Origin of the sequence: Streptomyces sp. NPDC088116 (assembly GCF_044741745.1) — a bacterium.
GTDB lineage: Bacteria > Actinomycetota > Actinomycetes > Streptomycetales > Streptomycetaceae > Streptomyces.
Window position 1 is genome coordinate 578,795 of the sequence record NZ_JBIUTF010000007.1, and the last position, 24,102, is coordinate 602,896.

General features: G+C 71.5%; 17 protein-coding genes and 1 pseudogene. 9 read left to right on the top strand and 9 right to left on the bottom strand.

Features of this window, described 5'->3' with window-relative positions; genetic code table 11:
- Positions 1-19: 19 nt before the first annotated feature.
- The 4 genes from ACIOJD_RS28730 to ACIOJD_RS28745 all read right to left on the bottom strand — a co-directional run bounded on the left by ACIOJD_RS28730 (position 20) and on the right by ACIOJD_RS28745 (position 6,357).
- Positions 20-1,831, bottom strand: a complete 1,812-nt coding sequence (locus tag ACIOJD_RS28730; RefSeq protein ID WP_401918767.1) for an LCP family protein — start codon at positions 1,829-1,831, stop codon at positions 20-22.
- Positions 1,832-1,888: 57 nt separating this feature from the next.
- Entirely contained in the window at positions 1,889-3,712 is a 1,824-nt protein-coding gene (locus ACIOJD_RS28735) for an LCP family protein (protein ID WP_401918769.1), read from the bottom strand.
- A gap of 221 nt (positions 3,713-3,933) precedes the next feature.
- Positions 3,934-5,235 (bottom strand): LCP family protein, encoded by a 1,302-nt coding sequence (locus tag ACIOJD_RS28740; protein WP_401918770.1) that lies wholly within the window; start codon positions 5,233-5,235, stop codon positions 3,934-3,936.
- Positions 5,236-5,598: 363 nt separating this feature from the next.
- Positions 5,599-6,357, bottom strand: coding sequence for a TIGR03089 family protein (locus ACIOJD_RS28745; protein WP_401918771.1), 759 nt, complete (start codon positions 6,355-6,357; stop codon positions 5,599-5,601).
- Between the two features lie 126 nt (positions 6,358-6,483).
- Here ACIOJD_RS28745 and ACIOJD_RS28750 point away from each other — a divergent pair, with 126 nt between their 5' ends.
- Both ACIOJD_RS28750 and ACIOJD_RS28755 read left to right on the top strand, forming a co-directional pair.
- Positions 6,484-7,875, top strand: coding sequence for a peptidoglycan recognition protein (locus ACIOJD_RS28750; protein WP_401918773.1), 1,392 nt, complete (start codon positions 6,484-6,486; stop codon positions 7,873-7,875).
- A gap of 129 nt (positions 7,876-8,004) precedes the next feature.
- Positions 8,005-9,129, top strand: a complete 1,125-nt coding sequence (locus tag ACIOJD_RS28755) for a sugar phosphate nucleotidyltransferase (protein ID WP_401918774.1) — start codon at positions 8,005-8,007, stop codon at positions 9,127-9,129.
- Positions 9,130-9,158: 29 nt separating this feature from the next.
- On the opposite strand, the pseudogene ACIOJD_RS28760 reads toward ACIOJD_RS28755, so the two are convergent.
- A pseudogene (locus ACIOJD_RS28760) lies at positions 9,159-9,506 on the bottom strand (ATP-binding protein); the annotation flags it as partial.
- A gap of 7 nt (positions 9,507-9,513) precedes the next feature.
- Here ACIOJD_RS28760 and ACIOJD_RS28765 point away from each other — a divergent pair.
- Together ACIOJD_RS28765 and ACIOJD_RS28770 are read left to right on the top strand one after the other, a co-directional pair.
- Complete coding sequence (locus ACIOJD_RS28765) at positions 9,514-10,086, top strand: serine hydrolase (protein WP_401918776.1); 573 nt, start codon at positions 9,514-9,516, stop codon at positions 10,084-10,086.
- 126 nt (positions 10,087-10,212) lie between these two features.
- Complete coding sequence (locus ACIOJD_RS28770) at positions 10,213-11,199, top strand: DNA-3-methyladenine glycosylase family protein (protein ID WP_401918778.1); 987 nt, start codon at positions 10,213-10,215, stop codon at positions 11,197-11,199.
- Between the two features lie 134 nt (positions 11,200-11,333).
- Here the strand turns inward: ACIOJD_RS28770 and ACIOJD_RS28775 are convergent, their stop codons facing one another.
- The 3 genes from ACIOJD_RS28775 to ACIOJD_RS28785 are packed head-to-tail and all read right to left on the bottom strand — an operon-like array spanning position 11,334 to position 14,111.
- Complete coding sequence (locus tag ACIOJD_RS28775) at positions 11,334-12,644, bottom strand: coenzyme F420-0:L-glutamate ligase (RefSeq protein ID WP_401918780.1); 1,311 nt, start codon at positions 12,642-12,644, stop codon at positions 11,334-11,336.
- On the bottom strand, positions 12,641-13,597 hold the full coding sequence (gene cofD / locus ACIOJD_RS28780) for a 2-phospho-L-lactate transferase (protein ID WP_401918782.1): 957 nt from the start codon (positions 13,595-13,597) through the stop codon (positions 12,641-12,643). The genes ACIOJD_RS28775 and cofD overlap by 4 nt, the downstream gene beginning before the upstream one ends.
- A 13-nt stretch (positions 13,598-13,610) precedes the next feature.
- Positions 13,611-14,111 (bottom strand): cysteine dioxygenase, encoded by a 501-nt coding sequence (locus ACIOJD_RS28785; RefSeq protein WP_401918784.1) that lies wholly within the window; start codon positions 14,109-14,111, stop codon positions 13,611-13,613.
- A gap of 794 nt (positions 14,112-14,905) precedes the next feature.
- Here ACIOJD_RS28785 and ACIOJD_RS28790 point away from each other — a divergent pair.
- From ACIOJD_RS28790 to ACIOJD_RS28800, 3 genes are all read left to right on the top strand, one after another.
- Positions 14,906-15,169: a WhiB family transcriptional regulator gene (locus ACIOJD_RS28790; RefSeq protein ID WP_014046372.1), complete on the top strand. Its 264-nt coding sequence runs from the start codon at positions 14,906-14,908 to the stop codon at positions 15,167-15,169.
- Between the two features lie 311 nt (positions 15,170-15,480).
- Positions 15,481-19,419 (top strand): glycosyltransferase, encoded by a 3,939-nt coding sequence (locus ACIOJD_RS28795; RefSeq protein WP_401918786.1) that lies wholly within the window; start codon positions 15,481-15,483, stop codon positions 19,417-19,419.
- On the top strand, positions 19,416-20,960 hold the full coding sequence (locus ACIOJD_RS28800; protein WP_401918788.1) for a DUF5719 family protein: 1,545 nt from the start codon (positions 19,416-19,418) through the stop codon (positions 20,958-20,960). The genes ACIOJD_RS28795 and ACIOJD_RS28800 overlap by 4 nt, the downstream gene beginning before the upstream one ends.
- Before the next feature lie 126 nt (positions 20,961-21,086).
- Here ACIOJD_RS28800 and ACIOJD_RS28805 read toward each other — a convergent pair whose 3' ends face one another.
- A complete protein-coding gene (locus ACIOJD_RS28805; RefSeq protein WP_401918896.1) occupies positions 21,087-21,515 on the bottom strand; it encodes a metallopeptidase family protein in 429 nt (142 codons plus the stop codon).
- A 274-nt stretch (positions 21,516-21,789) separates the two neighbouring features.
- On the opposite strand from ACIOJD_RS28805, the gene ACIOJD_RS28810 reads away from it, so the two are divergent.
- Both ACIOJD_RS28810 and ACIOJD_RS28815 read left to right on the top strand, forming a co-directional pair.
- Positions 21,790-22,215: a DUF3499 domain-containing protein gene (locus ACIOJD_RS28810; protein WP_401918790.1), complete on the top strand. Its 426-nt coding sequence runs from the start codon at positions 21,790-21,792 to the stop codon at positions 22,213-22,215.
- 172 nt (positions 22,216-22,387) lie between these two features.
- A complete protein-coding gene (locus tag ACIOJD_RS28815; protein WP_401918792.1) occupies positions 22,388-24,004 on the top strand; it encodes an L-lactate permease in 1,617 nt (538 codons plus the stop codon).
- The last annotated feature ends 98 nt before the right edge of the window (positions 24,005-24,102 follow it).

A 24,102-nucleotide genomic window follows, 5' to 3' on the forward strand; every position in this document is an offset into this window, starting at 1 on the left:
GGGCCGTACCTACGCCTGCCTACCAGCGGTACTTGTCGTACACGTCCATACAGGCGTCCTTGTCGGACCCGTTGATGGCTTCCGCCGAGTCCGGGACAGCGCCCGCCTTGGGCGGGGCCGCCTTCGGGTACGAGGAGCCGTCGCGCCAGTCGGCGCCCACGACCACCGTGACACCCGAGACATCCGTGGACCGCTTCACCGAAGTCGGCGGAATCCCGAGGGCCTTGGCGACCGCCTGCGCGTCCCCCTCGAGATCCGCGGTGGGGAAGCTCACCGTGGTCTTCTCCTGCGGGACCTGCTGGGTGCCGGCCGTGGCCAGCGCGTAGCCCTTGCCGACGAGCACGTCCGCGATGTCGGCGGCCCGGCCCCGTACGGCGACCTGCTCGCCACCGGTGCCGTTGCGTACGGTCACGCCGGTCTCGGCGGGCTCGGCCGCCGGGTCCCCGGAGACCGGATCGGCCGTCTTCTTCCCGGACCCCCCGGACTTCGCGGCCTCGGACGCGGAACCGTTGCGGTCGAAGGCGACGTCGTCGCGGAGCATCTCCCACATCGTGCCGGCGTCGGCCTCGTCGGGGACCAGGTGGTTCGGGTCCTGGGCGTCCACCACGGTGGGCATGGTGCTCATGGTGATGCGGTCGGACGGTACGTCCTTCAGTTGCATGCCCAGATCGAAGAGCTTCTTGACCGTACCGACCTCCTCGGAGACCTCCAGCGACTTCGTGGCGGCCTCCGCCAGATCGGTGAGCCGGGGAGCGTCGGTGAAGACGTTCTGCGACTGGAGCTCGCGGATCATGGAGTTCAGGTACATGTGCTGGGCCTTGGCCCGGCCGAGGTCGCTGTAGAAGGCATGCCGGGTACGCAGCCACTGGAGCGCCTGCTCGCCCTTGATGTCGTGCACGCCCGCCGTGAGCTTCAGCCCCGAGCCGCCGGGGACCCCCGGGCGCGGCCGGTCCCAGATGTTGTCCTTGACGCAGACCTTGACGTCGCCGATCGCGTCGGCCATCTTCACCACACCGGAGAAGTCGATCGTCATCCAGTGGTCGATGTAGACACCGGTCAGCTTCTCCCAGGTGGCGAGAGTGCAGCCGGGTCCGCCGCGTGCCAGTGACTCGTTGATGATGGTGTCGGTCGCGGGGAAGACCTCGCCCGTTCCGGCGTCCTCGCACTCCGGGATCTCGACCCGGGTGTCCCGGGGGATGCTCACGACTGAGGCGTTCTTCCGGTCGGCGGAGACGTGGACGAGCATCTGCACATCGCCGAGCGGGGGGTTGTCCGCGGTGTCCCTGCTGCCGCCGAGCTTGACGTTCTCTGCCTTCGCGCGGCTGTCGGAGCCGATCAGCAGGATGTTCAGCGGGGTCTGGCCGGCCGAGTTCGCGCCGGGCTTGTCCACGCCGCTGGATCCGTTGCTGCGCTCGCCGCTGCGTATGTTGCCGTTGAGGTGCTGGTAGTACAGATATCCGGCGCCGGCCGTCCCGAGTATCAGCAGGGACAGCACGGCGGCGGCCCAGCGGATTATTCGTCTCATCCGCCGGGGGCCGCCCTTCGCCGGCTGCTGGGCGGCGGCGTCGGCGGGAGGCTCGCCCTTGCCGCCCTTGCCGGCATCGCCGGTGTGTGCGGAGCCCGGTTCGGGGCCTGTGCCCGGCGCCGGGACCGAGCCCAGGGCCGGGACCGGCTCCGAGTCCGGTCCCGGTCCCGGTCCCGGTCCCGAGTCCGCTCCCGAGTCCTCCGGCGACTTCGCGTCACCGTCGTACAGACTGTCGTCCCAGCCCAACTCGCGGGCTTGTGGGGCGTCTTCCTCAGCCCCCTCCCGTCCCACACTGCCCTGACGCATTCGTTCTCGTTCTCCCCCGTCAGGCTGCCCGTATGAGCCGGAGGTGGTACTCCGGCGTCACTTGGAGCAGACCTGCTTGTCCGCTTCCACCTTCTGCACACCCTCCGGCGCCTTCGCCGGTCCGGTGATGGGTACGCCGGCCTGCTTGAAGTCCTTTCCGAGAGTCAGGGTCATCGCCTCAAGACCCTCGGCGTCCTCCGTGCCCGGCTTCATTCCGCTCGCGGGCAGGCCCATCATCTCCGCGAGCGCGCGTGCCTGGTCGGCCTGGTTCGGCGCGTACTCCAGGGTCGTCTTGGACACGTCCGCCGGGGCGTTGCCCTTGTTGGTGGACTTCAGGACGCCCTCGGTGTTCTGGAGCCAGCTCAGGGTCTCCTGCGCGGAGCCCTGCGGGCCACCGCCGTTGAACACATCGACCCGTACGTCGGCAGGGTCCGCCTTGGTGCCCTTGAGGAGCGCCTCCTGCTTCTTCTTGGCGGCCGCCTCCTTCGCCGACTCCTTCTTCTTCACCTCGGTGAGGGAGACGTCGTTCTGCATCATCGAGAACAGCGGCTTGGCCTGGGCCTCGTTGAGGACCACCGTGGCCGGAACGGGCTCGTTGGGGTTGTCGACCACCGGCAGTGTCGCGAAGGTGATGTTCTTCGGGTTCACCGAGGCGAGTTCCTTGCCCAGGTCACTGAGCTTCTGGATGGTGCCGATGCCGGTGTCGACCGTGAGCGCGTTGGTGGCCGCCTCGGCCAGCTTCCACAGCTTGCTGGGGCTGGTGAGGGTCTGGCTGGATTGTATCTGCCGGATCATCGAGCTGAGGAACTGCTGCTGCGTCTGGATCCGGGTGAGGTCGCTCTCGTTGCCGAACGCGTGCCGCGTACGCACGAAGGCGAGAGCCTGCTCGCCCTGGATGCGGTGCGGGCCCTTGGTGAGCTTGAGTCCCGACTTGGGGTCGTCGACGTCCTTGCCCACGCACACGTTGACACCGCCGACCGCCGTCGAGATCTCCTTGACCGCGTTGAAGTCGGCCATCATGAAGTGGTCGACCGTGAGCCCGGTGAGCTCCTTGACCGTACGCATCGTGCAGCCGGGGTCCCGCTCGTCCTGGCCGAGGCTGACGTTGAACCGTGTCTGCGGCGTACCGGGGATTTCCTTCGTGCCGTCCTCCGTCTTGGCCGTGCAGTCGGGAATGTCGGTGATCAGGTCACGCGGGATGGACAGCGCCGTCGCGTTCGTACGGTCCTTCGAGACGTGGAACAGGATGTTCGTGTCCGCGTGTCCGGCGCTGCCGTTGTCGCCGTAGCCCTCGTTGCCCGAGCCGGTGCGCTTGTCCGTGCCGATCACCAGGATGTTGACGGCCTGGTCCTTCTTGAAGCCGCCGCTGCCCGCGCCCTCGACATCGATCGTGTCGATGTTCCCGTTGAAGTGCTGGTAGACGAAGTACCCGGTGGTGCCACCGCCGACGAGCAGGAACGCCATCACACCGCCGGTCCACACCAGCGCCTTCTTGCCGCCCGACTTCCTGGCCTTGCGCTTGCGGCGTCCGGCCGCGGCCGAGGGGTCGCTCTGGCCCTTCCCCGCCCGGCGGCTGCGCTGGCCCGGCACGTCGGCGCGGGGCGCCGGGTCGTTGCCGGTGCCCTTGCCGCGGCCGCCGGAACGGCCGGTGGCCGCCGAGGCGGAACCGCTCCGCGGCGCGTCGTCCCGCGGAGCGTCGCCGGCCTCCGGGGCGTCTTTTCTGCGAGAGCCCCTGCCGGACCTGGCGTCCTGCGGTCTCGAGGAGGTCGGCTGCCCTGTGGAGTGGTCCAGTCGCAGCTCGTAGTTACCGGTCTGCGGGTTGAGGACCCACTGGTCGGCGGGGTCGATCTCGTCCGCCTGTCCACGGCTATGCGCATCCACGGTTGTCTGATCCTCCGTCGGTGCCACGCGGGCGCCTTCCCCCGGAAGGCGCTCGGTTTTCGATCCAGTTGTGCGCGACCGTCGCGGTCGTATGCACCGGATCGCGCCACACTATCCGCCCAGTTCAGCGTGCAGTGACGCGAGTGACAAATTCCTTGACCCTTACAAGCGGGCAATCTGCCCAATCTTCATAGACTGAAGGTCTCTCTTTGGCCATGGTTTTACTCGCACACCCCCACGGCGGCGTTTGTCCCCGAGAACGTCGGTTCCTGTTCGGTGCCCTGATCGCTGCCGATCGCGGGGTCTTTCGTACGGTTGCTCTCGCTGTCGCTCTCGCTGTCGCTCTTGTTGTCGTTCCCGCTCGTGCCGTCGTCCGCGCTGTCTTCCGTGCCGTCGTTCGTGTCGGCCGGTTCGACCGTGACGGGCGCGTCGTCGCGCAGCCGCTCGAAAAGCCTGTCCGCGTCGGGCTGGACGAGTTCGTCGCGATTCGGGTCCTGGCTGTACGGCTGCCGGGGCGCGGTCAGGAACTGCACCTTCTCCGTGGGCACGCTCCGCATGGAACTGGCCAGGTCGTAGAGGTCGCCGAGGGTGCCCAGGCCCGGGTCGGTGGTGAGGGACTTGGTCGCCGCGTCCAGTACCGGATAGAGCTGGGCCGGATTGAGCAGCACCCCGTTGCTCCGCACCTTCTTGAACAGGGCGCCGAGGAAACGTTGCTGCCGCTCCATGCGCTGCGTGTCACTGCTGTCGCCGATGCCGTGACGGGCGCGTACGTAGCCGAGGGCCTGCTCGCCGTCGAGCGTCTGGGTACCGGCGGGGAGCTCGAGGTGCGCCTGTGGGTCGTCGACCGGGTCCTTGAGGCAGACCTGGACGCCGTCGACGGCGTCCACCACGTCCTTGAAGCCGCTGAAGTCGATGACCATGTGGTGGTCGACGCGTATCCCGGTGAGCTTCTCGATCGTACGGACCGTACAGGCCGCGCCGCCGAACTCGAAGGCCCAGTTGAACTGCGCGAACTGGGCGCCGCTGCGGGTGCCGTCCGCCTCGCGGCAGCTGGGGATGTCCACCATCAGGTCGCGCGGTATGGATATCGCCGTCGCGCTCTTCCGGTCCGCCGCCAGGTGCATCAGCATCGTGGTGTCGGACCGCGACGAACCGCCGTCGTCCCGGCCGTACTTGCCGTTGTCCTTGCCCGAGCGGCTGTCCGAGCCGATGAGCAGGATGTTCTGCGCGTCCAGGGCGACCGGGGTGGGGCGGTCCTTCTCGTACGTCCGCAGCTCGGCCGCGGCGGCGTTGTCCGTGGTGATGTTCCCGTCGAGCTTCCGGTAGAACCACCAGCCCGTTCCGGCGACGGCGAGGACGACGACGGAGGTGCCGAGCGCCGTCCAGCGCAGCCAGTGGCGTGTGCGGCGGGGGCGGGATCCGGCGGGTCCGGCGTCGTTGTCCTCGACGCGGACCCCGCCCTCGGACGACTCGTCCGGTTCGGCCGGCGCACTCCCAGCACTTTCGGTCACGTCCACGTCCATCCTTCAAGGCGTCGGCAGCGCGCTGGGCTGCCGGTTGCTGGGGTAGACGGGCGAGCACCGTGCTTGGTTGTGCTGGGAGTTGAACGTATTACCGATCAAAGACAACGTTGACGAAACCGAAACCTGGGGCGCCGAAGTCGTGTCCTGGTTGGCTGGTTTTCGTGCGGTGTCGGCCTGCCGGGTGCCGGGTGCCGGGTGCCGGGTGTCGGCTTGTTCGGTGCCGGCTTGCCGGTGTCGGTCCGCTCGGTGTCGGCCTGTCCGGTGTCGGCCCGTCCGATACCGGCCTGTCCGGTTCGGTCACGCCACCTGACCGGTCATACGATCCGCTCGTCATGCCAGCTGGCCCCTCACGCGACCCGCCCGTCACACCGCCCGGTCGGTGACCCGCTCACTCGTGACGCGCTGTTCGAGCGCTTCCGCCGACAGCCCGTCGAGATTCCGGCAGAGCACGACGGACCCGCCTGCCACGAGCGGGGCGTACAGCCCGGTCGACAGCCCCTCCCAACTGTCGTACGCCAGCCCCGACAGCAGCCGTGAACCGGGCGTCAGGCCGCGCTCGCCCGCGTCCGCGCGCGCCCGCGCGACGAGCTGACCCGAGGTCAGTTCCGTACCGCCGACGGCGAGCGCGGGCCCGTCCGGGTCCACCGGGGCGTACGGCGCGAAGCGGTCGCCCTGGCCCGGTACCTCGACGGCGTAGTCCATGAAGCCCTGCGGCGGCTGCGGGAAGCGGCCGCCCAGCGGGCGCAGCGCGAGCGCCATCCGCTCGCCGCCGCACGCGCGCGCCGCGGCGAGCATCTCGGGATCGGGGCCGCTGACGACGAGGTCGGCCGCCGCCGGATCGCCGCCGATCTCGACACTCACGCCGACCGAGGAACAGGCGAGCAGCCACACCGCGCTCTGCCAGTGCGCGGGCAGCAGCAGCGCGAGCCGGTCGCCCGGCTCCGCGGCGAGATCTCCCTGGAGCAGATTGGCGGTCTTGGACACCCAATTGGCGAAGGTGGCCACGGACAATTCCACCCGTTCACCGGTGGCATCGTCGTAGAAAGTGATCAAGGGGCGGGCCGGGTCCGCGGCAAGAGCGGATCGCAGCAGGTCGGCGGGGGTACGGTCGCTGGCGTTCACGCGGGAAAGGGTACGGGGCGGGGCCGGACGGCCGCCGCCGTACCGGTGACGGCGTACACCGGTCGGACCGACGGACCGTCAGTTTTCCGGCGGGCGGCGCGGGAGTGGTGCCCCCAGGCTCGGACCATGCGTGCCTACCTAGCAACCTCGATCGGCGTCGCGTGTACCGCCGCCCTGGTCCTCCCGCTGTCGCTGCCGTCGGGCGCGGTCGCCGCCCCGCAGGCCGGGACCTGGCGATCCACGGCCTCGCAGACCACGGCCGTGCCGGGCTCCACCCAGTCGCTCCCGCTGTCCGGCCTGGCCTCGCGCCGCTCGCCCGGCGCCGCCCCGGATCGAGGGCTGGCCCGACGTGCCGTCAGCCCGTTCTCCCTGCTCGGCGTCGTCTGGGACGACGCCGACGCCGAACTCCACGGCTCCGTCCGGGTCCGTACCCGCGAGCTGGGGACACACGACTGGTCCGACTGGCAGCGGCTGGAGACGCACCGTCAGGAACACGGCGCCGACCTCGGTACGAAGGAGCGCGACTCGGGGACCGTACGCGGCGCCACCGACCCGCTCTGGGTCGGCGGCTCGGACGGCGTGGAGATCCGCGTACGGGCCACGGAGGGGCCGGACGAGTCCGGACCGTCCCGCTCGCTGCTGCCCCAGGGGCTGCGCCTGGAACTGGTCGACCCGGGGAAGGAGCCGCCGCTCCCCACGGGCACGACCGCGGGGAGCCCCGCCGTCGGCGGCCCGCACGCGGGCGAGCGCGTGCCGGCTGCCGCCATGACCGCCGAGGACGCGGCCAGCTCGGCCGTCAACGCGGAGTTCGCGGAGCTCGGCGCCAGCGAGATCACGGCCCAGTCCAGGGCGGAGACCGAGGCCGACCTGGCCGAGGCGGCCGAATCCGAGCAGTCCGCCGCCCGCAGGCCGTACATCGGACCGCGCCCGCGCATCATCACGCGCAAGGGCTGGGGAGCGGACGAGCGGCTCCGCGAGAAGCAGTTCGGCTACACGAAGACCGTCAAGGCGGCCTTCGTCCACCACAGCGGAACGGGCAACAACTACTCGTGCCGGCAGGCGCCCTCCGTCCTGCGCGGTATCTACCGGTACCACGTGAAGAGCAGCGGCTGGCGGGACCTCGGCTACAACTTCGCCATCGACAAGTGCGGAAACATCTACGAAGGGCGTGCGGGTGGCGTGGCGAGGCCCGTTCAGGGCGCCCACACGCTCGGTTTCAACAAGAACAGCATGGGCATCGCCGTCCTCGGGACGTACAGCGGCACGAACCCGCGGGCCGCCGCCACGACGGCCATCGCCAGACTCACCGCGTGGAAGCTCGGGCTTCACGGCATCAACCCGCGCGGGAAGGTCAGGCTGACGTCCGGCGGGAGCAACAAGTACAAGAAGGGGGCGCGGGTCAGGCTCAACGCCATCTCCGGGCACCGGGACGGATTCGTCACCGACTGCCCAGGAACCCGTCTCTACAGGAAGCTCGGCACGACGCGGACCTCGTCGGCCCGGTACCAGGGGCGTTGACGCGGGGCGCGGGCGCGGGGCGTACGAGGCGGGGCGCGGGGCGTACGACGCGGGACGCGGGTGGGAGGACGCGGGGCGCGCCGGACAAGCTGCACACACTGGTCGACCTATGCATGTACGAATGTACGCATGTATGAAGTGCCGACCCCAGCAGGAAGCAGAGACGACACGGTGACAGAAGCGATCCTCCTGGTCGGCGGCAAGGGCACCCGGCTGCGTCCGCTCACGGTGCACACCCCCAAGCCGATGGTGCCCGCGGCCGGTGTCCCGTTTCTCACCCATCAGCTGGCCAGGGCGAGGGCGGCGGGCGTCGAGCACATAGTGCTCGCCACGTCGTACCTCGCCGAGGTCTTCGAACCGTACTTCGGAGACGGCTCGTCCCTCGGACTGCACCTGGAGTACGTGACCGAGCACGAGCCGCTCGGTACGGGCGGCGCCATCCGGAACGTCGCCTCCCGGCTGCGTTCCGGGCCCGACGACCCGGTACTGATCTTCAACGGTGACATCCTGACGGGCCTCGACATACGGGCCCTCGTCGGCACCCACACCGCGTCCGGGGCGGACGTCTCGCTCCACCTGACGCGGGTCGACGACCCGAGGGCCTTCGGTCTGGTGCCGACGGACGAGGACGGCAGGGTGACGGCGTTCCTGGAGAAGCCGCAGACGCCGGAGGAGATCGTCACCGACCAGATCAACGCGGGCGCGTACGTGTTCCGGCGCTCGGTCATCGACACCATCCCGCGGGGCAGACCGGTCTCGGTGGAACGGGAGACCTTCCCCGACCTGCTGGCCGCCGGCGCGCATCTGCACGGCATGGTCGACTCCACGTACTGGCTGGACCTGGGAACGCCTCAGGCCTTCGTACGCGGCTCGGCGGACCTCGTCCTGGGCCGCGCCCCGTCCCCGGCGGTCCCGGGCCGCTGCGGCGACCGGCTGGTCCTGCCCACGGCGAGAATCGCGGCCGACGCGAAGCTGACCGGCGGGACGGTGGTGGGTGAGGGCGCGCGGGTGGGCGAGGGCGCGCGGATCGACGGCAGCACGGTGCTGGACGGCGCGGTCGTGGAACAGGGCGCCGTGATCACGGACTCGCTGATCGGCGCGGGGGCGCGGGTGGGGGCGCGAACGGTTCTGACGGGGGCGGTGGTGGGGGACGGCGCGGTCGTGGGGGCGGACAACGAACTGCGCGAGGGAGTCCGGGTGTGGTGCGATGTGGAGTTGCCGGCGGGGGCGGTGAGGTTCTCGTCGGACGAGTAGCCGTGCGGCGGGGCCGGAGCCCCTGCCTGTCATCGCGCGAGTGGGCCCGTACGCAGGTCGATCTCGGCGAACACGGTCTTGCCGGCACCCCACGGCTCGACGCCCCAACGGTCCACGAGCTGCTGGACGATGACCAGCTCCCGGCCGAAGCACTCGTCGTCCTCGGCGAGACGCGGTGACGGCGGCCGCTCGCCGCGCGGGTCGCTCACCTCGGTACGGCTCGCGTCGGCACGCAGCGCGAGCCGTACCCGGAAGAGGCGGTCGCGCAGACAGCCGTGCAGCAGGGCGTTCGTTGCGAGTTCGCTGACCACGAGGGATACGGACCAGGCGAGTTCGGGATACCCCCACTCGCCGACGAGCCGTCCGGCGCGGCGGCGGGCGAGGGTGACGCTGCCTCCAAGCGTCCCGACGGCCCGGTCCTGCGCCTCGCGCCCGCCGCGTGGGGCGACTTCGCCTCGGCCGTACGGTCCGGCTGACCCGGCAACAAGATCCGCACGTCACGGGCCCCTTGCCCGCACCTCGATAGTGCCGGGCGGGGGCTCGCCTCATGGTCGACGCGACATCACCAGGCTGGACCCGTCCTGGGGCTGGGCCGCCGGGCAGCTCGTCTCCTCCCCGCGTGACCTCAACAGCTTCTTCTCCGCCCTGCTCGGCGGCGAGGTGCTGCGCCCGGCCGAGCAGAAGGAGATGAAGACCACCGTCAGGACCGACAGCTCCCTGCCCGACTCAAGTTACGGGCTCGGCCTGTTCAAGACCCCGCTGTCCTGTGGCGGCGAGCTGTGGGGCCACGGTGGTGACATCAACGACTACGAGACTCGCGGCGGCGTCACCGAGGACGGCCGCGCGGTGAGCGTGGCGGTCACCGCGCTGCCCGGCGCGGTGGCCACCGACGAGGCCGGGATGACCGAGGCACACCAGCATGTCCTGGACCTGGTGGACACCGCCGTCTGCAAGTGATCCCTTACGGCGGCGGGTGACCGCGCCGGTGTCGGTCCGCAGGGGCCGCCACCGGCGCTCCCGGCGCCACTCGTGCCCGGGGAGCCGTCTACGCTCGGGGGTGACCCCGACCCCGAGGACCCACCCGTGGCAGGCCGCTTCGCCCCTCGTCCCCGTACCGCGCCCGGCGCGCTCCGCGCCGAGCCGGGGTGCGCCGATGCCACTCGGCGGTGGACGCCTCCTCCCGGTCCGTACGACCTCGGTCTCGTGCTCGGTCCGCTCCGCCGGGGTCCGGGCGATCCGACCTTCCGGGCGCTCCCCGACGGTTCCGTACGGCGGACCTGCCGGACCCCGGACGGGCCCTGCGCGCTGCGCCTCATCCCGCGCGGCGGTGTCGTGGAGGCCGAGGCGTGGGGAGCCGGTGCCGGGTGGCAGCTGGAGCGGCTGCCCGAGCTTCTCGGCGCGGCGGACGATCCCGACGCCTTCGTCCCGCGTCACCGCCTGCTCGTCATGGCCCAGCGCCGCCGTCCCGGTCTGCGGCTGTGCCGTACCGGACTGGTGCTGGAGTCGCTGATTCCGTCGATCCTGGAGCAGAAGGTCACCACCGTCGAGGCGTACCGCGCCTGGCGCCTGCTGGTACGCGGGTACGGCGAACCGGCCCCCGGTCCCGCCCTGGGCAGCGGCGAGCGGATGTATGTGATGCCCGACGCGCGGACCTGGGCGCTCATCCCCTCCTGGGAGTGGCACAAGGCGGGCGTGGACGCCAAGCGTTCCTCGACGATCCTGCGTACCGTCCGCGTGGCCCGCCGGATGGAGGAGGCCGCCGCGATGGAGGCGGAACAGGCCGTCGCGCGGCTGGAGCTGATTCCGGGCATCGGGCCCTGGACCTCCGCCGAGGTCATCCAGCGTTCGAACGGCGCCCCCGACGCCGTCACCGTCGGCGACCTGCACCTCCCCGGCATCGTCGGCCACGCGCTCGCGGGCGACCGGGACGCGGACGACGCGGCGATGCTGGAGCTCCTCGCCCCGTACGAGGGCCAGCGTCACCGCGCCACCCGGCTGATCCTGCTCAGCGGCCACACCCCGGCCCGCCGCGCACCCCGGATGGCGATCCGGAACATCGCCGCGCTGTAGGCCCACCGGACACGCCCCTAGGCTGCTGGTCATGAAACCGGCCATGACCATCCTTGACGCCATGGAGCTGACTTCCGCCGAGGCTGAGCGGCACCCCCGGCAGCGGCGCTTCACGGTCTCCCCGCCCGCAGCGGTTACCGCACCTCGATGAACGCCTCCGGCTCCCGTCCCGGCCGGTCCTTCGGCGGGGCCGCCGCGTGGCCGACCGCCACCGCGCCCATCGGGTCCCAGTTCTCCGGCAGGTCCAGGGCGTCCCGTACGACGTCCCGGCAGAACATCGTCGAGGAGACCCACGCCGAGCCGAGCCGCTCGCCCGCCAGGGCGACCAGGAAGTTCTGGACGCCCGCGCCCGTGGCGACCACGAACATCTCGCGCTCCGCGCCGTCGCGCCGGGGGTCTCCGTAGGTGTGCGCGCCGTCCGTCACCAGGCACGGCACGACCAGGTACGGCGCCTTGCGCAGGATGTCCCCGCGCCGTACGCGCCGGGCGACGGACTCCTCGGACTTGCCGTCGCGGCGCAGGTCCGCGATCCAGGCGTCGCGCATGGCGTCGAGGAGCCGCAGCCGGGACGCGGCCGACTCCAGGAGGACGAAGCGCCACGGAGTCGTGTGGTGCGGCGCCGGGGCCGTGATCGCCGCCGCGACCGCGCGGCGGACCGCGCCCGGGTCGACGGGCTCGTCCGTGAACTCCCGGACCGTACGCCGCTGGGTGACCGCCTCCCGTACCGCCTCGGACGTGCCGAGCCGGAACATGTCGTCCTCGGCGATCCGCACCAGGGCCCGAGCGTCCGTGCCGTCCGTGGCAGGGGCGTCGGCGTCGGCGACGAGATGGGGCAGACCGCTGACCACCGCCACCGGCAGCCCCTCGGTCTTGCCCTTCACCAGGTCTCCCGCGGAGGCCAGCTCATCGGCGGTGGCGGTGACGGTCGCGCTCAGCGGATTGCCGTGGGCGTCCGTCCCGCCGCGCAGATCGTCCAGGACCCGCACCCCCGCGGCCCCGATCGCGACATCCATGAGGCCGTTGCGCCAGGGCCGCCCGAAGGTGTCCGTGACGATCACGCCCACATTCACCCCGAGCGTGTCCCGCAGCCCGGTCCGGATCGCCCGCGCCGAGGCGTCGGAGTCCTCCGGCAGCAACAGCACCGTGCCGGGCGCGGTGTTGGAGGCATCCACCCCGGCAGCCGCCATCACCAGCCCCTGCCGGTTCTCGACGATACGGAGCGGACCGCGCCGCGCGACGACCCGCACCGTCTCGGCGTCGATCGCCGCCTCGCGGTCGGTGGCCTCGACGATCCGGCCCTCGGCCTTGGAGACGATCTTCGAGGTGACGAGCAGGATGTCCCCGTCGGCCAGCCCCGCCCCGGCGGCGGCGATCAGCTTCGCGAGATCGTCACCGGGTCTGATCTCGGGCAGTCCGGGCAGGGCGCGGACGCGGTACGACGTCATGCCCGTACCTCCTCGGCCAGTGTCAGGGCCTCACGGGCCATCGTGGCGGTGGCGTCCAGGTCCGTCATCATCAGGGGGATCGCCCGGCTGCGGATGCCCGCCTCCTCGATGGCGGGCACCGCCGCCTCGTCCACGGTGTCGACGAGCCAGCCGTCGAGCAGCCCGGAGCCGTAGTGCAGGGCGACCGCCGCGGCCGTCGACTCGACGCCGATCGCGGCGAGCACCTTGTCGGCCATGCCGCGCACCGGCGCGTCACCGACGATGGGGGAGAGGCCGACGACCGGCACGCCCGCGTCGGCGATGGCCTCCCGGATGCCGGGGACGGCCAGGATCGTGCCGATGCTGACCACGGGGTTGGACGGGGGGAAGAGAATGACGTCGGCGGCGGCGATCGCCTCCAGCACCCCCGGCGCCGGCTTGGCCTGCTCGGCGCCGACCGGGACGATCGCCTGGGCGTCCACGGACGCCCGCATCTTCACCCAGTACTCCTGGAAGTGCACGGCCTTGCGCTCGCCGTCCGCGTCGACCGCCACATGGGTCTCGACGCGGTCGTCGGACATCGGCAGCAGCCGGACCCCCGGTTTCCAGCGGGCGCAGAGCGCCTCCGTGACGGCGCTGAGCGGATAGCCCGCGCCGAGCATCTGCGTACGGACGATATGGGTGGCGAAGTCGCGGTCGCCGAGCCCGAACCACCCGGGCCCCACTCCGTATGCCGCGAGTTCCTCCTTGACCAGGAACGTCTCGTCCGTACGCCCCCAGCCCCGCTCTTCATCGATGCCACCGCCCAGGGTGTACATCACCGTGTCGAGGTCGGGACAGACCTTCAGCCCGAACAGATGGATGTCGTCACCGGTGTTGCCGATGACCGTGACGTCCGCGTCGGGCGCGGCCTGCTTGAGGCCACGGAGGAAGCGGGCGCCGCCGATACCGCCGGCCAGAACCACAATGCGCATACGGCGCATCATTTCAGGCCGGTACGACATCCTGGGAGGTCGGGGCGCAGCGGGCCGAATGCATCGGCATCTCGGTCAGGCCCGGGTAGTAGATGTGCAGGCTCACGGCCGGTTCGATCGCGTCGTTGGCGACCTCGTGGACATAACCGGGCGCGAAGACCCGCTGCGCGCCCGGGGCGAGGGCGCGGCTTCCGCTCTCCGAACGCTCCGTCAGTTCCCCTTCGAGCACGGTCAGTACGCCCGAGGAGCGGCCGTGGTCGTGCCGTTCGCTGCCCTGGCCGGGCACCCAGGAGAGCAGCCACACCTCGTAGCCGGGGCCGGTGCGCAGCCGGTGGTACCAGCGGCTGGTGGCGTCGTACTGGACGAGCGGCTCCCACTGCGCGCGGTCGGCGGCGAGGGAGCGGGCGAGCCCGGCGAACTCGGCCACGGTGACCGGGTGCTCCCGGGCGGGCTGGAGAAGGTGCTGGACCTCGAGCAGGTCGCCGGCGATCTGAAGGTCGTTGTCGCTGTTCATGGGTGCGGTGGTTCCTCGGCAGATAAGGAAGGTGCGGGGTGTCGCGGAAGGTGGTGCCCCAGGCGCGGGAACGCGGCGGGCCGCGCGCGCACGGGGGGCGCAAGGAGCGCGAAGGGCGGGGATCAGCGGGTGATCGCCTCGATCGGCGTCATCGGACTCTTCGGAGTCACCGGGACGGTCGAGGGGAGCGGCTGGAGCCCGGAGGCGTCAACAGCTGGAACAGCAACAGCGGGCCTGGACAGCACTGCGGAATCCACGGACGTGGGTCGCGGTCTGCGCGGGGTTCGCTGGCATGCCACCAAAGGTGACGAATTCGGTCGCCGCTGTCAACTTGATGACCGAAATGGCGGTAATGTTTCACCTCATCCGGTTATCTCCCCTGGAGAAAGGTTTGCTCGTCCCTGGCCGCGGAGACATGGGGGCAGCGGCCGCGTTCGCGAGCGCGGCCGCGGAGACATGGGGGCAGCGGCCGCGTTCGCGAGCGCCGGCGCACCCTCGCGATCCGACTGTGATCCGGATCGCTTCCGTGGCCGGAAGGGCAACAGGACCGGATCTCGTGACGTCTCTCTTGTCGAGAGGAGGGCGGATGTGGGCAGGCCAGTGGCATGTGTCAGGTTTTTGGTGATTTGAACACTTTCCGCATACCCTTGGTTCCGCAGAGTGAATACCGGGGCCAATAGCAGATCTCGGCTTGACCGGCCCAGAGCACACACTTGTAATTTCACTCGTGTCGTTCGGCCGAAATCGGCAGCGGCCACCATCACGGGGACGCCAAAGACAGACGAGGGGCGCACATGACCGAGCTGTTCCAGCAACTGCTGGTCGAGGACGCGGACGAGGAACTCGGCTGGCAGGAGCGCGCTTTGTGCGCCCAGACCGATCCCGAGTCCTTCTTCCCCGAGAAGGGTGGTTCCACCCGTGAGGCCAAGAAGGTCTGCCTCGCCTGTGAGGTCCGCTCCGAATGCCTTGAATATGCCCTTGCCAATGACGAGAGATTCGGGATCTGGGGCGGACTGTCCGAACGTGAACGACGCCGGCTGAAGAAAGCCGCGATCTGACAGGGAACTGACGGCTGTCTGGCTGGAGTCAGGCAGGAGACCGGCGGAAGTCGGGCAGTGGTCCGGCGGAAGTCCGGTGGAAGCCTGGCAGCCGGTCCGCCAGGACCCCACAGCGGTCCGGCCGCCGACCGCCGGGGCCACCGGGCCCGATGATTATTCGTCACAACCTCGTACCTAATGAACGGTCCGCCGCCCGCGCCTTCCCCGCGGGCGGCGGACCGTCCTGCTGCCAGCCGTTAGTGTGGGGCCCCGTCCGAGACGCTCCGACGCCCCTTCGGGGCGACCCCCCGGCCGGAGGGCCCGTTACCTCAATGTCCCCCACCACCGCCGCGTTCGTTCCCGCCACCGCCCCCGAGTTCCCGCGCCACGTAGTGACCGCGGTGCTCGTCTCCCACGACGGTGCGCGCTGGCTGCCCGACGCCCTCGCCGGGCTGCTGGGCCAGGAACGACCCGTACAGAACGTCATGGCAGCCGACACCGGCAGCGCCGACGAATCCGCCCGGCTGCTCACCGAGGCACTCGGCGACGAACGTGTCCTGCATCTCGCGCGCCGTTCCGGCTTCGGTACGGCCGTCGACGAGGCGGTCAGCACCGCCGGGGTGCTCACCCCCGACGATCTGCCGTATCTGAAGCGGCCCAGCGGCTGGGACCCGGTGACGCGGACCTGGCGCGACGAGACGTACGACATGCCGGAACTGCCGCACGGCGAACCGGTGCAGTGGCTGTGGCTCCTCCACGACGACTGCGCGCCCGCCCCCGACGCGCTCGCCGAACTGCTGCGCGTCGCGGACTCGGACGAGTACGCGGCCATCGTCGGCCCCAAGCTGCGCGGCTGGTACGACCGCAAGCAGCTGCTCGAAGTCGGCGTCTCCATCGCCAACAGCGGGCGCCGCTGGACCGGGCTCGACCGGCGCGAACAGGACCAGGGCCAGCACGACCAGGTCCGTACCGTCCTCTCCGTCTCCAGCGCCGGCATGCTCATCAGGCGCGATGTCTGGGAAGAACTGGGCGGGTTCGACCGCCGGCTGCCGCTGATGCGCGACGACGTCGACCTGTGCTGGCGCGCGCACGCCGCGGGCCACCGGGTGCTCGTCGCCCCCGACGCCGTCCTGCGGCACGCCGAGGCCGCCGCGCGTGAGCGCCGTACGGTCGACTGCGCGGGCCGCTCCGTCGTCAACCCGCACCGCGTCGACAAGGCCGGCGCCGTCTACACCATGCTCGTCAACGCACGGGCCGCCGTCCTCCCTTACGTACTGCTCCGTCTCGTCCTCGGCACCCTGCTGCGCACGCTCGCCTATCTGGTGGGCAAGGCGCCCGGCCAGGCCGTCGACGAAGTCATGGGACTCTTCGGCACCCTGCTGCGGCCGGGCCGGATCCTCGCCGCCCGCAAACAGCGCGGCAAGGGCGTGGTCGAGGCGGCCGAACTGCGCCCCCTGTTCCCGCCGTCCGGCGCGACGGTCCGGGTCACGGTCGAGCAGATCGCCGCGAGCCTCGGCTCCGACTCGGACTCCGACTCGGGCGGTTCGCGTCACGGCGCCGTCGAATCGGGACCCGGCGGGGACGACGCCGACTTCCTGGAGATCGAACAGTTCGCCCGGCTGAAGAAGCTCATGCACAAGCCGGGGCCCGTACTCTTCGCGATCCTGCTGGTCGTCTCGCTCATCGCCTGCCGAGGACTGCTCGGCGGCGGCGCGCTCGTGGGCGGGGCGCTGCTGCCCGCGCCCGCCGACGTCTCCGACCTCTGGTCCCGGTACGCCGACGGCTGGCATCCCGTCGGCACGGGCAACATCGAGACCGCGCCCCCGTACCTCGCCGTACTCTCCGCGCTCTCCGCGCTGTTCCTCGGTTCCACCGGCTTCGCGCTGACCCTGCTGCTCGTCTGCTCGGTACCGCTGGCCGGAGTCACCGCCTACTTCGCCTCGCGGCCCCTGGTCCAGTCCCGGCTGCTGCGCGCCTGGGCGAGCGTCGCGTACGCCTTCCTGCCCGCCGCGGCCGGTGCGCTGGCCACCGGACGGCTCGGTACGGCCGTCCTGGCCGTCCTGCTGCCGCTGATCGCCCGCGCGGCCGTCGCCGCGTACGGGATGCGCGGCGGCGCGAGCGCCGAGGCCCGTGGCAGCTGGCGGGCCACCTGGGCGTACACCTTCCTGCTGACCTTCGCGATGGCCTTCACTCCCGTCGTGTGGCCGATGGCCGTGCTGTTCGGCCTCGGCGCATTGGTGCTGCGCCGCCGCGACCTCGGCGGGTACGGACCGCGCGTCCTGGCCGCGCTCGGCACGCCGGTCCTCCTGCTGGCGCCCTGGTCGCTCTCGCTGCTGACCGATCCCGCCGCGTTCTTCCACGAGGCGGGCCTGCGGTTCGGTACGGGATCCGCCTCCGCGCTCGACCTGCTCGGCATCAGCCCCGGCGGGCCCAAGGCCGCCGGCGGCGTCCTGCTGCTCGGCATCGTGCTGGCCGCGCTGGCGGCGCTGCTGCGCGGCGAGCGGCAGTTCTCGATCCGTACGGCCTGGACCGTCGCGTTCGTCGCGCTGGTCTTCGCCGTCCTGTCCAACAACTCCGGCTGGGCCGGACCCGCCACCCTCGTCTACGGCCTCGCGCTGATCGCGGCCGCCGTGCTCGGCGCCGACGGCGCCCGGACACGCGTCGCCGGCGAGAGCTTCGGCTGGCGTCAGCCCGTCGCCGTCCTCATCGCCGCCGCGGCGGGCCTCGGCCCGCTGCTGGCCGCCCTCGGCTGGATGATCAGCGGAGCGGCCGGCCCGCTGGAGCGCCGGGACCCGGTACAGGTCCCGGCGTTCGTCGCGGAGGAGAGCATCACCCGCGACCAGCCGCGCACGCTGGTCCTCGGCGGCACGTCCGCCGCCGAGGTCTCGTACTCCCTGGTACGCGGCTCGGGCGGCCGGCTCGGCGACGCCGAACTGGCCGCGGCGAGCGGCGGCGACCAGCGTCTCGACAAGGTCGTCGCGAATCTGGTGGCCGGATCCGGCGCGGACCAGACCGACCAGCTCAGCGGGTTCGCGATCCGCTATGTGCTCGTACGGGACGGAGTGCCGCGGCAGACGAGCCGCGTCCTCGACGCCACCCCGGGGCTGACCCGGCTGAGTCAGCTGGACGGCAGCGCGCTGTGGCGCGTGGACCGGCAGATCTCGCGCGCCGTCATCGTCGACGGGAAGGGGAAGGGCGAGCCGCTGGCCGTCGCCTCCTCGCCGGTCGAGGCGCACACGACGATCCCGGCGGGCGCCGCCGGGCGGGTGCTGCGGATCGCGGACCGGACCGCCGAGGGCTGGCAGGCCACGCTGGACGGGGAGGTGCTGCCGAAGAAGACCGTCGACGGCTGGGCCCAGGGCTTCGAACTGCCCGCCGAGGGCGGCCGGCTGGAGCTCGCGTACGAGGACCCGGTCACGCACACCGCGTGGATCTGGGCGCAGGGCGTACTCGCCGTCGTACTGCTGGTGCTCGCCCTGCCGGGGCGCCGCCGGGAGATCGACGACGACCTGCCCGAGGAGGACGTGGAGATCCCCGCGCAGGCGCTGGAGGGCGAGGGCCGCCGGGCGCGCAGGCTGCGGGCGGCGGCGGAGAACGAGGCTCAGGGACTGGAGCCCGGTGCCGAGCGGGTGCCGGAGTCCGGGCCGGCGGCGGGCGCCGTGCCCGAGCCGCCCGCCCCGCAGGCGCCTGTGGTGACCGATCCGTACGGCGGACAGGCCCAGCAGGATCAGCCCGGCGCACCCGGCGCACCCGGCGCACCCGGCGCACCCGGCGCACCCGGCGCACCCGGCGCACCCGGCGCACCCGGCGCACCCGGCGCACCCGGCGAGCAGCAGGAGCAGCCGTACGCGTCGGTGCCCCAGCAGCCCGCGTACGGGGAGTGGGACGGCCAGGCGTACGCGGGCGCGGGATATCCGCAGGCCCCCTACGCCAACGAGCAGTACCAGGGCGGGCAGTACGGCGAGGGACAGCAGTTCGCCGAAGGCTCCCACCCCGAGGGCCAGTACGCCGAGGGCGGGTCCCAGCAGCCGTATCAGCAGTTCCCGGACGGGCAGTACCCGGCGAACGGCCAGTACCAGCAAGGCCAGTACCCGGAGGGCCAGTTCCAGCAGGGGCAGTATCCGCAGGGCCGGTACCCGGACGGCTCGTACCAGCAGGAGGGGTCCTACGACCCCGCGCAGTACGACCCGTACGGCTACGGACAGCGGCCCTACGCCGATGATCCCGACAACGAACCGCGTCAGCGCCCCGACGGGAGCAGCAACCAGTGAACCGTACGACCCTCTCCCTCATCGCGGCCGCCACCGCCCTCGCCGCCGTCACCGGATTCGCCTCGCTGAGCGCGCCGGACGACGAGGGCCCCGCGACGGCCCAGGCCGCGGCGCGGCTGCCCGTGGAGCGCAGCAGCCTGCTCTGCCCGGCACCGAGCGTGTCGGACATCGCGGAGACGACGTACACCTCCTTTACGCCGGCGGGGACGGCCGGTGCAGACGCGGGATCGGCCGAACTGAAGTCGTCCACCGTGGCGTTGGCCGACACCGACCCCGCGGACGACAAGAAGAAGGACGGGAAGAAGGACGACGACGCGAAGAAGGACACCGCGTCGGACAAGCCGTTCATCGCGCTGAAGGAGCCCGGCAAGCCCGTCTCCGCCGAGGAGAGCGGCGCCGAGTCCCCGGCCCTTGTCGGCACCGCCACCGGCCGGTTCGCCCCCGGCTGGACCGCCCAGCAGACCACCACCGTCGGCGTGGGCGGTGCGCGCGGACTGCTCGGTATGACCTGCACGGCGCCCGACACCAGCTTCTGGTTCCCGGGAACGAGCACCGAGAGGACGCGGCAGGACTACGTCCATCTCACCAACCCCGACGACACCGCGGCCGTCGCGGACATCGAGCTGTACGGGAAGGACGGCCCCCTCAAGTCGGAGGCGGGGGAGGGCATTCCGGTGCCCGCCCGCTCCAGCGTCCCCGTGCTTCTCTCCACCTTGACCAGCGAGAACGCCGAGAACGTGACCGTCCATGTCAGCACCCGTACCGGCCGGGTCGGCGCCGCGGTGCGCGCCGCCGACGACGGGACCGGCAGCGACTGGCTCTCCGCCGCCGCCGACCCCGCGGGCAGTCTGGTGCTGCCCGGAATCCCGGCGGACGCGACCGACGTACGGCTGGTGGCGTTCGCGCCCGGCGCCGACGACGCCGACCTGAAGGTCCAACTGGCGGGCCCCGACAGCACGATCGCCCCGGCAGGCGGGGACACGCTGCACGTCAAGTCGAAGATGACCGCGGCACTCGACCTGAAAGACGTCACCAAGGGCGAGGCGGGTTCGCTGGTGCTCACTCCGGCACAGAGCGGGCGCGCGACGCCGGTCGTCGCGGCGCTGCGCGTGGTGCGGGGCAAGGGCGCCGAGAAGGAGGTCGCGTTCATCCCGGCGACCGCCCCGGTCTCGGCGCGGGCGAGTGTGGCCGACAACCGGGCCAAGGGCTCGACGCTCTCCCTGACCGCGCCGGGCGCGACCGCGAAGGTCAAGGTCACGGCCTCGGCCGGGAGCGGCGGGGGTGAGCCGGCTCAGAAGACGTACACGGTCAAGGGCGGCACGACCCTGGCCTTCACCCCACCGGTACCGGCCGGGCTGAAGGGCTCGTACGCCCTGACGATCGAGCCGGAATCGGGCGGTCCGGTCCACGCGGCGCGCACGCTCGCGCTCCCGGAGGACGGTATCCCGATGTTCACGGTGCAGACGCTGCCGGACGACCGGGGGATGGTGTCCGTACCGAAGGCCGAGGAGGATCTGTCGATCCTGGACGGCCGGGGCTGAATCCGTGCTGCCCTGCTGAACTCCGAGCGCTCCGATTGCCCTGAGGGCCGGAGAACGCTCTGAAGGCCGGACCGGGCCCGCCCGGTCCGGCCTTCACCGTAACCGGGACCAGTGACACCTTCGCCGTCAGTCCTGGCCGTACCGGGGATCGACGGACTCGGGCGACAGCCCCAGCAGCTCCGCGACCTGCTCGACCACGACCTCGTGCACCAGCAGGGCGCGGTCGTCGCGGTTCTTGGTGCGGATCTCGACGGGCCGCCGGTAGACGACGATCCGCGCGGGCTGCTCCTTGCCCGCGGGGACCGAGCTGCCGAGCGGCACGGTGTCCTCCTCGGGACTGGGTACATCCATGATCAGGAAATCGACGTCGGCGAGTTGTGGCCAGCGTCGCTCCAGCCGGTCCACGGAGTCCCGCACAAGATCACGGAAGGAGTCCGAGCGGCTGGTCGAGAGCGGAACCTGCGGCGGGGCGACGGGCCCGCGCATACCGCGGCCGTGGCGGTCGCGGCGACGCGGCCGGGGCTCGATCGGGCGGGGCGGTACAGGACTGTCCATCACTGACGCAGGGTAGCCCTCTCCGGGACGCACTGATCGTGGCCGCCGCCCACGCCGACGGCATGTCGCAAAATGAGCATTCCGGCCAAGCTTGGGCTCGTTTCCATACGTCCACACGATCACTGGTCTTGCCGTCATTGACGGGATATGCCCCAAGTAGTGACTGTGTTACGGACTGTCGCCGACTCGTCACTTCTCCTGCCGTGCAGGTCAGGCCAGTTGCTTCCAGCCATGCCGGGCCCGGCGTCACGCCGCGACACGGGGGAGTGAGCTGGTGGTGAGTCGTCGCGGCCCGCTCAAGAGTGCGGTACCGTCCAACATCGTGAGCCCTGTACGTCGCTGTTCGCGCACCGCGTGCGGCCGCCCTGCTGTCGCGACACTGACGTACGTCTATGCCGACTCGACCGCGGTCCTCGGCCCGCTCGCCACCTACGCCGAGCCTCACTGCTACGACCTGTGTGCCCCGCACAGTGAGCGGCTGACCGCTCCACGCGGCTGGGAGGTCGTCCGCCTGACGGACGGTTCGGCCCCGGCACGCCCGAGCGGTGATGATCTGGAGGCCCTGGCCAACGCCGTACGGGAAGCCGCCCGCCCCCAGGAGCGCGCGGTCGAAGGCGGCGGCAAGGGCGCGCGAGGGGCGGATCCGGTGGAGGTCGGGCGCCGCGGACACCTGCGGGTGCTGCGCTCCCCCGACAACTGACCCGGCGCTCGACCGGCCGCGCCTTCCGGCCGGCCTCCGCGCCGCGAATGGTCTCCCCCAGGTTTTCCGGTACGGATCCTGCGTGACGCATTGACCTCTGCTTGGCGCGGACACGACGATTCCTCCACTCGTGAGAGATCAGTTTCCGTATCGCGGAATCCGGAGGTCTGTCGTGTTCGTACAGCAACTGGAACCTGTCGCCGACTCGCTCGCTCTCTCCGCCCTCGTCGCCACGCTGCCGCTGGCCGCCGTGCTGATCCTGCTCGGTGCCGTCCGGATGAAGGCCCACCGCGCGGGGCTCACCGGCCTCGCCGTCGCGGTGCTGGTCGGCTGGCTCACCTTCGGCATGCCTCTGGGACAGACCCTCTCGGCAGGTGCGCAGGGCGTGCTCTTCGGGCTCTTCCCCATCATGTGGATCGTCGTCAACGCCCTCTGGGTGTACCGGATGACGGTCCGTACCCACCACTTCGACATCCTGCGCCGCTCCTTCGGACGCCTCTCCGACGATCCCCGTATCCAGGCGCTCGTCATCGCCTTCTGCTTCGGCGCGCTGCTCGAGGCGCTCGCCGGTTTCGGGGCGCCGGTCGCGATCTGCTCCGTGATGCTCGTGGCGCTCGGCTTCGACCCGGTCAAGGCCGCCGTCGTATCCCTCGTCGCCAACACCGCGCCGGTGGCCTTCGGCGCGATGGGTACGCCGGTCGTGACACTCGCCCAGGTGACCGGGCTGCCGCTGGACACGGTCGCCTCCGTCGTCGGCCGGCAGACGCCGCTGCTCGCACTCGTCGTACCGCTGGTCCTGGTCGGGCTCGTGGACGGGCGGCGCGGGCTGCGCGAGACCTGGGTGCCCGCGCTCGCGTGCGGAGTCGCCTTCGCGGCCGCGCAGTTCGCCGCCGCCAACTACCTCTCCGCCCAACTCGCCGACATCGGCGCCGCGCTGGCGGGAGCGGCCGCGCTCGTCGCGGTCCCCTCGGCCCGCAGGCCCGCCGAGGAGCCGGTGCGCGCGGCGGTGCTCACCGGCGTACGGAGCGAGGACCTGGACCAGGACGACCCGCGGCCCGAAGTGCTGCGCGCCTACGCCCCGTACGTCCTGATCGTGGCCATCTTCTCGCTCGCCCAGATCCCGCCGGTCAAGGAACTGCTGGCGAAGGCGACCCGCGTCTTCGACTGGCCGTTCCTCAACGCCGCCGACGCGGAAGGCAATCCGGTCGGCGCCAACGTCTTCTCCCTGCCACTCGTCGCGACCGGCGGCACCCTTGTCCTGCTCGCGGGCCTGGTCACCGCCGCGGTGCTCGGCGTACGCGCGGGTGACGCGGCCCGGGAGTGGGCGGCGACCGTGTACGAACTGCGGTACGCGATCCTCACCGTCACCTCGGTGCTGGCGCTCGCGTACGTGATGAACCTGTCCGGACAGGCGGCCACCATCGGCCACTTCGTCGCGGCGGCGGGCGCGGGACTCGCCTTCCTCTCGCCGATCCTCGGGTGGTTCGGCGTCGCGGTCTCGGGCTCGGACACCTCGGCCAACGCCCTCTTCGGCGCGCTCCAGGTGACGGCCGCCGGCGAATCCGGCCTCTCGCCGGAACTGCTGGCCGCGGCGAACAGCTCCGGAGGAGTGCTGGGCAAGATGATCTCGCCGCAGAACCTGACGATCGCGTGCGCGGCGGTCGGGCTGGCGGGCAAGGAGGGGGACCTGCTGCGCAAGGTACTGCCGTGGAGCCTGGGGCTGTTGCTGGTGATGTGCCTGATCGTGGTGGGGCAGAGCACGGTGGTGCTGGGCTGGATGCTCCCCTGACGTCCGTAACGGTGAGCTGATACCCGTACGGGTAGTTTGAAGTGATCGCGGTCCGCCCGGGGCCCGTCCCCGGCCGTACCGCGATCACCCCCAACGAA